At 55.4% G+C, this 12,303-nt stretch carries 11 protein-coding genes and 2 tRNA genes; 10 read left to right on the forward strand and 3 right to left on the reverse strand.

Annotated features, from left to right (window positions below; all coding sequences use genetic code 11):
• The first annotated feature begins 25 nt into the window (after positions 1-25).
• From DVA43_RS02925 to DVA43_RS02935, 3 genes are all read left to right on the forward strand, one after another.
• Positions 26-955 (forward strand): LysR family transcriptional regulator, encoded by a 930-nt coding sequence (locus tag DVA43_RS02925; protein ID WP_114314537.1) that lies wholly within the window; start codon positions 26-28, stop codon positions 953-955.
• A 218-nt stretch (positions 956-1,173) separates the two neighbouring features.
• Positions 1,174-1,236: a membrane protein YoeI gene (gene yoeI / locus DVA43_RS25295; RefSeq protein ID WP_138370007.1), complete on the forward strand. Its 63-nt coding sequence runs from the start codon at positions 1,174-1,176 to the stop codon at positions 1,234-1,236.
• Positions 1,226-2,584, forward strand: coding sequence for an APC family permease (locus DVA43_RS02935; RefSeq protein WP_168194464.1), 1,359 nt, complete (start codon positions 1,226-1,228; stop codon positions 2,582-2,584). Before yoeI ends, DVA43_RS02935 begins: the two co-directional genes overlap by 11 nt.
• Positions 2,585-2,671: 87 nt before the next feature.
• On the opposite strand, the gene sbcB is transcribed toward DVA43_RS02935, so the two are convergent.
• The gene (gene sbcB, locus DVA43_RS02940; protein ID WP_371413845.1) at positions 2,672-4,108 is read right to left on the reverse strand and encodes an exodeoxyribonuclease I; all 1,437 of its coding nucleotides are present in this window, start codon (positions 4,106-4,108) and stop codon (positions 2,672-2,674) included.
• Between the two features lie 192 nt (positions 4,109-4,300).
• On the opposite strand from sbcB, the gene dacD reads away from it, so the two are divergent.
• The 4 genes from dacD (at position 4,301) to DVA43_RS02965 (ending at position 7,732) form a co-directional block, all read left to right on the forward strand.
• On the forward strand, positions 4,301-5,473 hold the full coding sequence (gene dacD / locus DVA43_RS02950; protein WP_103822475.1) for a serine-type D-Ala-D-Ala carboxypeptidase DacD: 1,173 nt from the start codon (positions 4,301-4,303) through the stop codon (positions 5,471-5,473).
• Between the two features lie 121 nt (positions 5,474-5,594).
• Positions 5,595-6,068 carry a DNA gyrase inhibitor SbmC gene (sbmC, locus tag DVA43_RS02955; protein WP_103822474.1) on the forward strand — a complete coding sequence of 158 codons (474 nt, stop codon included), beginning with the start codon at positions 5,595-5,597 and terminating at the stop codon, positions 6,066-6,068.
• Positions 6,069-6,170: 102 nt separating this feature from the next.
• Positions 6,171-7,229: an FUSC family protein gene (locus DVA43_RS02960; protein WP_114314539.1), complete on the forward strand. Its 1,059-nt coding sequence runs from the start codon at positions 6,171-6,173 to the stop codon at positions 7,227-7,229.
• A 167-nt stretch (positions 7,230-7,396) separates the two neighbouring features.
• Complete coding sequence (locus DVA43_RS02965; protein ID WP_103180181.1) at positions 7,397-7,732, forward strand: DUF496 family protein; 336 nt, start codon at positions 7,397-7,399, stop codon at positions 7,730-7,732.
• Positions 7,733-7,843: 111 nt separating this feature from the next.
• Here DVA43_RS02965 and DVA43_RS02970 read toward each other — a convergent pair.
• Positions 7,844-7,919 (reverse strand) — tRNA-Asn (locus tag DVA43_RS02970).
• Between the two features lie 226 nt (positions 7,920-8,145).
• Here DVA43_RS02970 and DVA43_RS02975 point away from each other — a divergent pair.
• Positions 8,146-9,588, forward strand: coding sequence for an EmmdR/YeeO family multidrug/toxin efflux MATE transporter (locus tag DVA43_RS02975; RefSeq protein WP_231736657.1), 1,443 nt, complete (start codon positions 8,146-8,148; stop codon positions 9,586-9,588).
• An 80-nt stretch (positions 9,589-9,668) separates the two neighbouring features.
• Positions 9,669-9,744, forward strand: a tRNA-Asn gene (locus DVA43_RS02980).
• Between the two features lie 48 nt (positions 9,745-9,792).
• On the opposite strand, the gene ldtA is transcribed toward DVA43_RS02980, so the two are convergent.
• Positions 9,793-10,740, reverse strand: coding sequence for a L,D-transpeptidase (gene ldtA, locus DVA43_RS02985; RefSeq protein ID WP_114314541.1), 948 nt, complete (start codon positions 10,738-10,740; stop codon positions 9,793-9,795).
• A gap of 239 nt (positions 10,741-10,979) precedes the next feature.
• Here ldtA and shiA point away from each other — a divergent pair, with 239 nt between their 5' ends.
• A complete protein-coding gene (gene shiA, locus DVA43_RS02990; protein WP_114314542.1) occupies positions 10,980-12,290 on the forward strand; it encodes a shikimate transporter in 1,311 nt (436 codons plus the stop codon).
• Positions 12,291-12,303 lie beyond the last annotated feature (13 nt).

Genomic DNA, 12,303 nt, shown 5'->3' on the forward strand with positions numbered 1-12,303 from the left:
GTAAGCGCACCACAAGGGGGTGAGCATGAAACCGCTGCTGGATGTCCTTATAATCCTTGATGCACTGGAAAAAGAGGGGAGCTTTGCTGCGGCGTCGGCGAAGCTCTTTAAAACGCCCTCCGCCCTCAGCTATACCGTTCACAAGCTGGAAAGCGACCTTAATATTCAAATCCTTGACCGTACCGGCCACCGGGCGCGCTTTACCCGCACCGGAAAAATGCTGCTGGAAAAGGGGCGGGAAGTACTGCATTCAGTACGCGAGCTGGAAAAGCAGGCCGTCAAACTGCATCAGGGTTGGGAAAATGAGCTGATAATCAGCGTAGACGATACGTTTCCCTTTTCACTGCTGTCGCCGCTGATTGAAGCCTTCTATCAGCGACACAGCGTCACCCGGCTTAAGTTTATCAACGGCGTCCTTGCGGGCTCATGGGAGGCGCTGGTGCAGGGGCGGGCGGATATTGTCGTCGGCGCATTACATGAGCCGCCCCAGCTCAGCGAATTTGGTTTTGCCTGCCTGGGACAGCTCGAACAGGTCTTCGTTATTGCCCCGCACCATCCTTTAGCCCAGGAGCCCGAGCCGATTAACCGTCGGGTCATTAAAAGCTACCGTGCCATTGTTGTGGGCGATAGCGCTCTGCCTGGCTGCACCGCGTCATCGCAACTGCTCGACGATCAGGAAGCCATTACCGTTTTCGATTTTAAAACCAAACTGGAACTGCAAATTAGCGGCTTAGGCTGCGGGTACCTTCCGCGTTATTTAGCTCAGCGTTTTATCGAAAGCGGGGCGTTAATTGAGAAGCAGGTGATGGCGCAATCCAGTTATGATTCCGTGTGGATAGGCTGGAATGAACAGACTGCCGGCCTCGCCAGCGCCTGGTGGCGCCAGGAAATTTTAGCAAATAGTGCTATTGCTGCCGTTTACGCCCAAAGCGAAGCCGAGAAATCAAGCGATTAGTGTGAATTTTTTGTGTCAGATAGCCTTTGCACTCTTGCCTTTTCGTCCCAAACCAGGGCAAAATGCGCCGCTGCAAACATATAAATAATCGACGATATAAAAGGCGTCGGTTATTTTTTTTTGCATGTAAGAAAATCATTTAAATCCAAGAGGCCGGGCTTCGTACCGGATAGATACTTACTAAAATCCGACAGTTGTTGTCGCTGAGGAAGAAAGAAATGGGGCAATCATTCGCTTACGTGGCGGTATTCACCGTAAAGGAGAATAACTATGTCGCATAATGCAACTCCAAAAACCTCTCGCGTGGAATTACGTAAAACGCTTACGTTGATTCCGGTTGTTATGATGGGCCTTGCCTATATGCAGCCGATGACGCTGTTTGATACATTCGGTATCGTATCAGGCCTCACTGACGGTCACGTTGCAACGGCGTATGCCTTTGCGCTGGTCGCAATCCTCTTTACCGCGCTGAGCTACGGTAAGCTGGTTCGCCGCTTCCCGTCTGCAGGCTCTGCGTACACCTATGCTCAGAAATCCATTAGCCCTGCTGTTGGCTTTATGGTGGGCTGGTCATCTCTGCTGGACTACCTGTTCATGCCGATGATCAACATTCTGCTGGCAAAAATTTACTTCGAAGCGCTGGTGCCTTCCGTGCCGTCGTGGATCTTCGTTGTGGCGCTGGTGGCCTTCATGACCATCTCTAACCTGCGCAGCATCAAGACCGTGGCTAACTTCAACACCCTGATCGTTATCCTGCAGATGGGTATTGTTGCGGTAATCGTCGGTCTGATCATCTACGGTGTTTCTCACGGTGAAGGTGCGGGTACGCTGGTAAGCTCACGTCCGTTCTGGTCTGAAGGCGCGCACGTTGTGCCAATGATCACCGGTGCGACGATCCTCTGCTTCTCGTTCCTGGGCTTCGACGGTATCTCTTCTCTGTCTGAAGAGACAAAAGACGCAGAGCGTGTCATCCCGCGTGCTATCTTCCTGACAGCGCTGCTGGGCGGCATCATCTTTATCGGTGCGTCTTACTTCCTGCAGCTGTACTTCCCGGATATCTCTCGCTTCAAAGATCCGGATGCGTCACAGCCAGAAATCATGCTGTATGTTGCGGGTAAAACCTTCCAGTGGGGCGTGCTGATCTTCTCCAGCGTTACCGTACTGGCATCCGGCATGGCGGCGCACGCAGGCGTTTCTCGTCTGATGTATGTCATGGGCCGCGACGGCGTATTCCCGACGCGCTTCTTCGGTTATGTTCATCCGAAATGGCGTACCCCGGCATGGAACGTGCTGCTGGTCGGTGCGATTGCGCTGCTGGCGATTAACTTCGACCTGGTTACCGCGACTGCCCTGATTAACTTCGGTGCGTTGGTGGCCTTTACCTTTGTTAACCTCTCCGTGATCTCGCAGTTTTGGATCCGTGAGAAGCGCAACAAAACGCTGAAAGACCACTTCAACTACCTGCTGCTGCCGGTATGTGGCGCGCTGACCGTGGGTGCGCTGTGGATCAACCTGGAAGAGAGCTCCATGATTCTGGGTCTGATCTGGGGTGGTATCGGCCTGGTTTACCTGGCATGCGTGACTAAAAGCTTCCGCAACCCTGTACCGCAGTACGAAGACGTCGCGTAACAACTTCCAGGCCCGGCAAGCGTAACGCTGCCGGGCAAAGCAAAAAAAACCGGAGTACATCGCCTCCGGTTTTTTTATGCCCTGAACTTACACAATCTCCTGCGCATACTGGTACAGCGCTTTCAACAGTGCCTGCTTCTCCGCATTGCCTTCGTACTCACCGTAGAGCATCTCCAGCTCCTGGGCATAAGCCTGTAAATATTCCGGCGTAAAGACGTTGCGGCGATGCTGCAACCAGCGCTCCTGCTCGGCCTCATCCAGCGTGCCGGGGAAGTTACGCGCGCGATAGTTAAACATCAGCTTCCGGATGCGCTCATCCACAAAGGTAATATCCAGTGCGGGCAGGTTGCGGGGATCGGTCTGCAAAACGATATTCATGGCATTGCGGTCCGCATCGCTGAAAAAGCCGTTATAGAGCTGGGCATCGACGTTCTCAGAAGGAATAAACGGCTCCGCTTCGGCGAAAATCGCCACCGCTTTTTCGCGCACCTGCGGGTTTTCCCGCAGCAGCTTCAGGTTAGCCAGGCAGTGTTGACGATCGATTCCCAGCCGCTCGGCATCGATCGGGCGCAGGGTGTTGGCAGGCGCCAGCACCGGACACTTATTGATATGCACCAGCTTCAGCGGTACGGCGGCATCGTCGCCCAGCGCCTCTTTCGGCGTGTACAGCCGCTCGCGAAGCTGATCGCTGTCAAGCGTCAGCAGCGGGGTAATATCGCCTGCCAGGTCCACCATAATCACCGCGTTGCGGTTTTCCGGATGCCAGGCCAGCGGGGCGACCCAACTGGTGTTCCCTCGCCAGGCGCCAAACATCCCGGAGATGTGCATCAGTGGTTTCATCTGCGGCACATCAATCAGAGTGGTGAGCTTTTGCTTACTGCGATGGCTGAGCAGGTACTCAAACAGCTTCGGCTGTCGGGTCTTAACCAGCTTCGCCATCGCAATGGTAGCGTACACATCCGCCATGGCATCATGGGCGTTACTGTGTTCAATGCCGTTCGCGCGGGTCAGATGTTCCAGGCGGAAGCTGGGCAGCCCGTCGTCGTTTTCCGGCCAGTTAATCCCCTCCGGACGCAGGGCGTAGCAGGCGCGCATCACGTCGAGCAGATCCCAGCGCGAATTACGGTTTTGCCAGCTCCAGGCGTAAGGATCGTAGAAGTTACGGTAAAAAATATGGCGGGTCACTTCGTCATCGAAGCGCACGTTGTTGTAGCCCACCACGCAGGTGTTGGGCACGGTGAACAGGTCGTGAATGCGACGGGCAAACTCTGCCTCATTTACCCCTTTCTCCCGGGCTTCCTGCGGGGTAATGCCGGTGACCATCACTGCGCCGGGCTGGGGTAAATAGTCATCGGCCGGTTTGCAATAAAACACCTCCGGCTCGCCGATAACGTTGAAATCTGCATCGGTGCGGATGGCAGCAAACTGAGCGGGGCGATCCAGCGACGGGCTGGTGCCGAAGGTTTCGTAATCGTGGAATAAAAATGTAGGGCGCGCGGCGGAGTCAGACACCAGTAATACCATCCTGTTTATGAGTGACACTGCTATGGTAAACCATCCGGCCAGGCACGCCGAAGAAAAAGCGCTGTCCACCTGCAAATTTGCGACCTGGCATCCGGTAAAAACCCGCGTGCTGTCACATTTTTTTGCAATTATTCCAGGTATCCAGCGGGAAACTTCCGTAAAAAGGGCAACGATTTTAAATGACCTGAGGATATACCGTTGAAACGCCGTCTGTTTATTGCTGTTTCTTTACTCACTTTGAGCATTTCATCCGCGCTGGCTGCCGACCCGATTAATTATGCGCCGCAGCCGCCAGCTATCCAGGCGGGTTCCTGGGTGCTGATGGACTATACGACGGGGCAAATTTTAACGGCGGGCAACGAACATCAGCAGCGTAATCCGGCCAGCCTGACCAAGCTGATGACCGGCTATGTGGTCGATCGCGCGATCGACAGCCATCGCATCACCCCGGACGATATGGTCACGGTCGGTCAGGATGCCTGGGCCAAGGGCAATCCGGTTTTTGACGGCTCCTCGCTGATGTTCCTGAAAGCGGGTGAACGGGTCTCCGTGCGCGACCTCAGCCGCGGCCTGATTGTCGATTCCGGGAACGACGCCTGCGTGGCGCTGGCTGATTACGTGGCGGGTGGGCAGCCGCAGTTCGTCAATATGATGAATAATTACGTCAAAAAGCTGAATTTGCGCGACACCCATTTTGAAACGGTACACGGTCTTGATGCACCGGGCCAGCACAGCTCCGCTTACGATCTGGCGGTGCTCTCCCGCGCCATCATCCACGGTGAGCCTGCGTTTTATCATATGTACAGTGAAAAGAGCCTGACCTGGAACGGTATCACTCAAAAGAACCGTAACGGTCTGCTGTGGGACAAGTCGCTCAATGTGGATGGTCTGAAAACCGGACACACCTCCGGCGCCGGTTTTAACCTGATCGCCTCTGCTGTCGACGGCGAGCGCCGTCTGATTGCCGTCGTCATGGGGGCTGAAAGCCCAAAAGGCCGCGAGGATCAGGCGCGCAAACTGCTCCAGTGGGGCCAACAGAATTTCGATACCGTGCAGATCCTGCGTAACGGTAAACAGGTGGGCAACGAGCGCATCTGGTACGGTGATAAGGAGCGTATTTCGTTAGGCACCGATCAGGACTTCTGGCTGGCGCTGCCTAAGGCTGAGCTGCCGAACATCAAGGCGAAGTATGTCCTGGATAAGAAAGAGCTCGAAGCACCGATTGCCGCCCATCAGCGGGTCGGGGAGATCGAACTGTACGATCGCGATAGAGTGGTAGCCCATTGGCCGCTGGTGACGCTGGAGAGCGTCGGTAAAGGCGGGATGTTCTCGCGGCTAAGCGACTATCTGCACCATAAGGCGTAGCGCATGGAGGAGCAGGCTGGCGACTGTGCGAGCCTGCTCGCATAATAGACAGGTCATTATTGTTAAACCGCTTTTTTCTGCATTACAGTGTATGTATATACAGTAAATAACCGGAGGCAGCATGGACTACAGCATCACGCACCAGAACAAACGCAAAATTGCTGGTTTTCATATGGTTGGCCCGTGGGAGCAAACCGTTAAGCAGGGTTTTGAACAACTGATGATGTGGGTGCAGGGGCGTCAGATCCAGCCGCTGGAGTGGGTGGCGGTCTATTATGATAACCCTGACGAAGTGCCTGCCGAAAAATTACGCTGCGACACGGTCATCACCGTGCCGGACGATTTTGTTATTCCTCCCAACAGTGAAGGGGTGATCCTCACCGAAGTGGCCGCAGGCGACTATGCGGTGGCAACGGCCCGCGTAGAAAACCATGATTTCGCCACGCCCTGGAACCTGTTTTTCGACAGTCTGCTTGAGGATGTCGATTACCAGATCGCGCCAAAAGCCTGCTTTGAACGTTATCTGAATGACGGTAACGCCGACGGTTACTGGGATATCGAGATGTTTATTCCGGTACAGAGCCGTATTGCGTAACGGCCCACTAATGCCCACTTTTAACAGGGTTTTTCTGCCGGGGAGCACTACTCCGGCAGAAAACGCAGTACAATCAGGGTTTGCCGTAAAGCTGGAGAGCGTGTGCGCCCCGACAAATCTCTAACGCCTTTTGAAATTCGACTGTATCGTCATTACCGCATCGTACATGGATGCCGTATCGCGCTGGCGTTTATCCTCACTTTTTTACTGGTGCGTCTGCTGGCCGTGCCGGAAGGGACATGGCCGCTGATCACCCTGGTGGTCATCATGGGGCCGATCTCCTTCTGGGGGAACGTTGTTCCGCGCGCGTACGAGCGCATTGGCGGCACCATTCTGGGATCGGCGCTGGGGTTAATTGCCCTGAAGCTGGAGCTAATCTCTCTGCCGCTGATGCTGGTGTGGTGTGCGGCGGCCATGTTTCTCTGCGGCTGGCTGGCACTGGGCAAACGCCCCTATCAGGCGCTGCTGATCGGCATCACCCTCGCGGTGGTAATTGGCGCGCCGACCGGGGACATGCAGACTGCCCTGTGGCGAAGCGGTGATGTAATTCTGGGATCGCTGCTGGCGATGCTCTTTACCGGTATCTGGCCGCAGCGGGCCTTTTTGCACTGGCGTATCCAGATGGCGAACTACGTTACCGCCTTTAACCGGGTCTATCAGGCGGGCTTTTCTCCCAACCTGGTGGAACGACCACGGCTGGAAAAACACCTGCAAACCATCCTCAATGACGTGGTAAAAATGCGCGGTCTGATCACCCCGGCCAGCAATGAGACCCATATTCAGAAAGCGATCTTTGAAGCGATCCAGACCGTGAGCCGCAACCTGGTCTGCATGCTCGAGCTACAGATCAACGCCCACTGGTCCTCCCGGGCCAGCCATTTTGTGATGCTGAATGCCCGGACCTTAAAAGAGACGCAGCAGATGACGCAGCAAACGCTGCTCACCATTGCCCATGCGCTTTATGAAGGCAATCCGCAGCCCATCCTGGCGAACACCGAGCGGCTGAACGAAATCGTTGCCGAGCTGCGTCAGTTGATCAACGATCATCACAATGAAAACGTGGCGGAAACGCCCATACACGGCTATGTATGGTTGAGCATGGAACTTGCTCGCCAGCTGGAATTATTATCGCATCTTATCTGCCGGGCATTGCGCAAATAAAAAGCGGCTATGCAGGGTTGTGTTGTCTGCTGCTTCGATTCAGCAGAAATTGAGGTTATGATAGGGACAAAGGAAAAATTATTGTCATCAGCAATCGCTGTCAGTAAGGTTAATGCTATCGCGGTTGTTTAAACGAATCCGAATCTCACATTATCAGGGGTGTAAAAATGGAAACAACTAAGCCTTCGTTCCAGGATGTTCTGGAGTTCGTCCGCCTGTTCCGCCGCAAGAACAAACTGCAACGTGAAATCCAGGACGTTGAGAAGAAGATCCGTGACAACCAGAAGCGCGTTCTGCTGCTGGACAACCTGAGCGATTACATCAAACCAGGCATGAGCGTTGAAGCTATCCAGGGCATCATTGCCAGCATGAAAAGCGACTACGAAGACCGCGTAGACGACTACATCATCAAAAACGCTGAGATCTCTAAAGAGCGTCGCGAAATCTCCAAAAAACTGAAAGTGATGGGCGAGATGAAGCACGCGGAAGCCAAAGGCGAGTAATCACCGCCTAACAGCTAAGCCCTCCGACCAGTCGGGGGGCTTTTTTTTGGCTCCGGTTTTTACCGGCATCAGAAAAGCAAAAAGCCTGCTCGAAAGCAGGCTTTTTAAATTTGGCTCCTCTGACTGGACTCGAACCAGTGACATACGGATTAACAGTCCGCCGTTCTACCGACTGAACTACAGAGGAATCGTTGTGGAGCGTTATCTTAGCGGCGAAAAAACTTTTGTCAAACCTGATCTTAGTCCGATTCGATCAACTGCCGATTCTGTCACCAGTTTGTCGTAATTACCTACATATTTTTGTGGGAAATACTTTGCAGGATCTGCATTTCTCCCTCATTATTTGAAATGTAGTTTCAACTTTCTCTCTAAGGTCCATTTTGAACGTCACCTCCGCTTTACGCCAGGCCGTGATGCGCACGCGCTGGTATAGCAAACGTAAGAGCTACAAAGTTCTCTTCTGGCGCGAAATCACCCCCCTTGCCGTGCCTATCTTTCTGGAAAATACCTGTGTACTGCTGATGGGCGTGCTCAGCACCTTCCTGGTCAGCTGGCTCGGTAAAGAGGCGATGGCGGGCGTGGGGCTGGCCGACAGCTTCAATATGGTCATTATTTCTTTCTTCGCGGCGATAGACCTGGGTACCACGGTGGTGGTGGCCTTTAGCCTGGGTAAGCGCGATCCGCGCCGGGCCCGGGCTGCCGCCAGGCAGTCGCTGGTGATCATGACCCTGTTCTCCATTGTGCTGGCGGCGGTGATCCACTATTTCGGCGAAGAGATTATCGATGTGGTGGCTGGAGAAGCGACCGGTGAGGTAAAAGCCCTGGCGCTGTCGTATCTCGAAATGACGGTGCTCAGCTACCCGGCCGCGGCGATTGCGCTGATTGGCAGCGGGGCGCTGCGTGGGGCAGGGAATACCAAAATTCCGCTGCTGATAAACGGCGGAATGAACATTCTCAACATTTTAATCAGCAGCGTGCTGATTTACGGGCTTTTTTCCTGGGACGGGCTCGGTTTTATCGGAGCCGGTCTTGGTCTGACCATCTCCCGCTACATTGGCGCCATCGCCATTATTGTGGTGCTGGCGGTTGGTTTTAACCCGTCGCTGCGCATCAGCCTCAAAAGTTATTTCAAGCCGCTTAACTTCGCCATTATCTGGGAAGTGATGGGGATCGGCGTACCCGCCAGCATTGAATCGGTGTTGTTCAACGGCGGCAAGCTGTTGACCCAGATGTTTGTGGCCGGAATGGGTACCGACGTGATCGCCGGTAACTTTATCGCTTTTTCCATTGCGGCACTGATCAACCTGCCGGGTAACGCGCTGGGTTCCGCCTCCACCATTATCACCGGTAAACGGCTCGGGAAGGGGCAGATAGGTCAGGCGGAGCGCCAGCTGCGCCATGTTTTCTGGCTCTCGACAATCGGGCTCACGGCCATTGCCTGGGGCACGGCGCCGTTCGCCAGCCTGATGGCGTCGTTCTATACCCATGAACAGGATGTAAAAGATGTGGTGGTGATCCTCATCTGGCTGAACGCCGCCTTTATGCCGATCTGGGCGGCGTCGTGGGTGCTGCCTGCCGGGCTGAAAGGGGCGCGGGATGCCCGCTTCGCCATGTGGGTTTCTATGCTCGGGATGTGGGGCTGCCGCGTGGTAGCGGGGTATACCCTGGGGATTATGCTGGGAATGGGTGTGGTAGGTGTCTGGCTGGGGATGTTCCTCGACTGGACAGTACGTGGCGCACTGTTCTACTGGCGAATGGTCAGCGGACGCTGGCTGTGGAAATATCCGCGGCCTGTGCGTGAAAATGTGGCGGCGATCCCCGCAGAACGGATAGTGAATGCGCAAAGTGGGGAATAAATCGGCAAACGATGCAAAATCTGCAATCTGTCTTTGACAACGCCAGGTGGCATCGCTAATATTCGCCCCGTTCACACGATTCCTCTGTAGTTCAGTCGGTAGAACGGCGGACTGTTAATCCGTATGTCACTGGTTCGAGTCCAGTCAGAGGAGCCAAATTTAAAAAGCCTGCTTTAAAAGCAGGCTTTTTGCTTTTCTGAGTCGTTACTGAGAAATAGTCACCAGCGGCGTATGCACCGCTCCGCTCACGTTCACCGGCATCCCCGACCGACGCTCCAGCGCCCCGTCAACCTTCACGGCATCCACATCCGCACCGTTGAGCTGCGCGCGCAGTCCTGCCGTCATGGGCAGCGGGACTCTGTTGGTAGACTCAAATTCCGCGCGATTACGCGACAGCGGCTCATGCACTTCGACCCAACGACTGCCGTCCGGCTCGGTGGTGACTTTAACCGGCTGATCGATAAGCTGCACGCGCGTTCCGACCGGGACATTGTCGAAGAGGTATTTGATATCGTCGTTGCGCAGACGAATGCAGCCCTGGCTCACGCGCAGCCCGATACCAAAGTTTGAATTGGTGCCATGAATTGCGTACAGCCTGCCGATATAGAGCGCATACAGCCCCATCGGGTTGTCCGGCCCGGCGGGCACAAACGCGGGCAGAGTCTTGCCTTCTTTGGCGTAGGCCCGACGGGTGTTTGGGGTTGGCGTCCAGGTGGGCCCGTCCTGCTTGCGCTCGACGGCGGTTACCCAGTTACGCGGCGTCTCGCGCCCGGCTTCGCCGATACCGATAGGGAAGATCTCAACGGTGCTGCCCCCTGGCGGGTAATAATAGAGGCGCATCTCCGCCACGTTAACCACAATCCCCTCACGCACGGTTGCGGGGAGGATGAGCTGTTGCGGCACTACCAGCTGTGTACCGGGTTGAGGCAAAAACGGATCAACGCCCGGATTCGCCTCCAGCATATTACTGAGCCCCTGCCCGTACTGGGCCGCAAACGCCTCCAGCGGCAGTTTGTTGTCATGTGGAACGGTGATCACCTGCGAGGCCCCCACCAGACGACTCCCTTCAGGCGGCAACGGATAACTCACCGCCAGCGCACTCTGACTGACCAATAAAGCAGCAATAAAGCCTAACTTCATCATACGACGCATTATTCCCTTCCTCTGTCGCTCCGCGTATCTGACAAGCATAGCCTTGTTGCTGCGTTTATAGCCAGTTAACAAACCATCATTTCGATGAATATCAACCGTTTACCTCACGCGGGGATAAAATCGTTTTCACTCGTCCGCTGTCGCGGTAGTCTCATATCCGTCGCCGTTTTTAGGGCGACCGCAACGTGAGCGATATTCTTTCTAATACCTATAAAAAAATAACGTCAGACAGGATCACTATGGATACCACCCTCGCCTCCTCGTCCCCCGACGGGGCTATACCATCGCTGCATCGCGCGCGCCGCGCGGCCCTCGGCAGTTTTGCCGGTGCGGTAGTCGACTGGTACGATTTTTTGCTCTACGGCATTACCGCCGCGCTGGTTTTTAACCGTGAATTTTTCCCGCAGATTAGTCCGGCGATGGGCACGCTCGCCGCCTTTGCCACCTTTGGCGTCGGTTTTTTATTCCGTCCGTTGGGCGGGGTGATCTTCGGTCATTTCGGCGACAAGCTGGGCCGCAAGCGAATGCTGATGCTGACGGTCTGGATGATGGGCATCGCCACGGCGCTGATTGGTCTCCTCCCCTCTTTTGCCGTTATTGGCTGGTGGGCGCCGGTTCTGCTGGTGACCCTGCGCGCTGTGCAGGGCTTTGCCGTCGGCGGCGAATGGGGCGGCGCGGCGCTGCTGTCTGTCGAAAGCGCCCCGGCGCGGAAAAAAGCCTTCTATAGTAGCGGCGTACAGGTGGGTTATGGCGTAGGTCTGTTGCTCTCTACCGGGCTGGTATCGCTGATCAGCACGCTCACCACCGACGAACAGTTCCTGAGCTGGGGCTGGCGCATCCCGTTCCTGTTCAGCATTGTGCTGGTGCTGGGGGCATTGTGGGTGCGTAACAGGATGGATGAGTCTGCCGAGTTCGAGCAGCAGCGGCAACAACCTGCAGAGAAGCGTCGCCTGCCGGTGATGGACGCGCTGATCCGTCATCCGGGAGCGTTTTTGAAAATTATCGCCCTGCGCCTGTGCGAGCTGCTGACCATGTATATCGTCACGGCTTTTGCGCTCAGCTACTCCACCCAAAACCTCGGCCTGCCCCGGGAGCTGTTTTTAAATATCGGCCTGCTGGTGGGCGGCATCAGTTGTCTCACTATTCCCTGCTTCGCCTGGCTGGCGGACCGGTTTGGCCGCCGTCGGGTCTATATCACCGGGGCGTTAACGGGCGCATTGAGCACCTTCCCGTTCTTTATGGCCCTCGAAGCCCAGTCCGTTATCTGGATTGTGGTGTTCGCCATTTTGCTGGCGAATATCGCCCATGACATGGTGGTGTGTGTCCAGCAGCCGATGTTTACTGAGATGTTTGGCGCGAGTTACCGCTACAGTGGCGCTGGGGTTGGCTATCAGGTGGCGAGCGTGGTAGGGGGCGGTTTTACGCCGTTTATTGCCGCCGCGCTGGTAACTTTCTCCGGCGGTGACTGGCACAGCGTGGCGATCTACCTGCTGGCCGGGTGCCTGCTCTCCGCCGCCACCTGCCTGGTGATGAAACCGGCCGCTACCTGATCTACTTTTGTTT

This window comes from Leclercia sp. W6 (assembly GCF_003336345.1).
In the GTDB taxonomy this organism is placed as follows: domain Bacteria; phylum Pseudomonadota; class Gammaproteobacteria; order Enterobacterales; family Enterobacteriaceae; genus Enterobacter.

Coding starts and splice junctions, on each gene's coding strand:
- DVA43_RS02975 (WP_231736657.1), top strand. CDS start 8,146: ATGCGCACGCGCTGGTATAGCAAACGTAAGAGCTACAAAGTTCTCTTC.
- sbmC (WP_103822474.1), top strand. CDS start 5,595: ATGGACTACAGCATCACGCACCAGAACAAACGCAAAATTGCTGGTTTT.
- DVA43_RS02965 (WP_103180181.1), top strand. CDS start 7,397: ATGGAAACAACTAAGCCTTCGTTCCAGGATGTTCTGGAGTTCGTCCGC.
- DVA43_RS02925 (WP_114314537.1), top strand. CDS start 26: ATGAAACCGCTGCTGGATGTCCTTATAATCCTTGATGCACTGGAAAAA.
- DVA43_RS02935 (WP_168194464.1), top strand. CDS start 1,226: ATGTCGCATAATGCAACTCCAAAAACCTCTCGCGTGGAATTACGTAAA.
- sbcB (WP_371413845.1), bottom strand. CDS start 4,108: ATGGTATTACTGGTGTCTGACTCCGCCGCGCGCCCTACATTTTTATTC.
- ldtA (WP_114314541.1), bottom strand. CDS start 10,740: ATGCGTCGTATGATGAAGTTAGGCTTTATTGCTGCTTTATTGGTCAGT.
- shiA (WP_114314542.1), top strand. CDS start 10,980: ATGGATACCACCCTCGCCTCCTCGTCCCCCGACGGGGCTATACCATCG.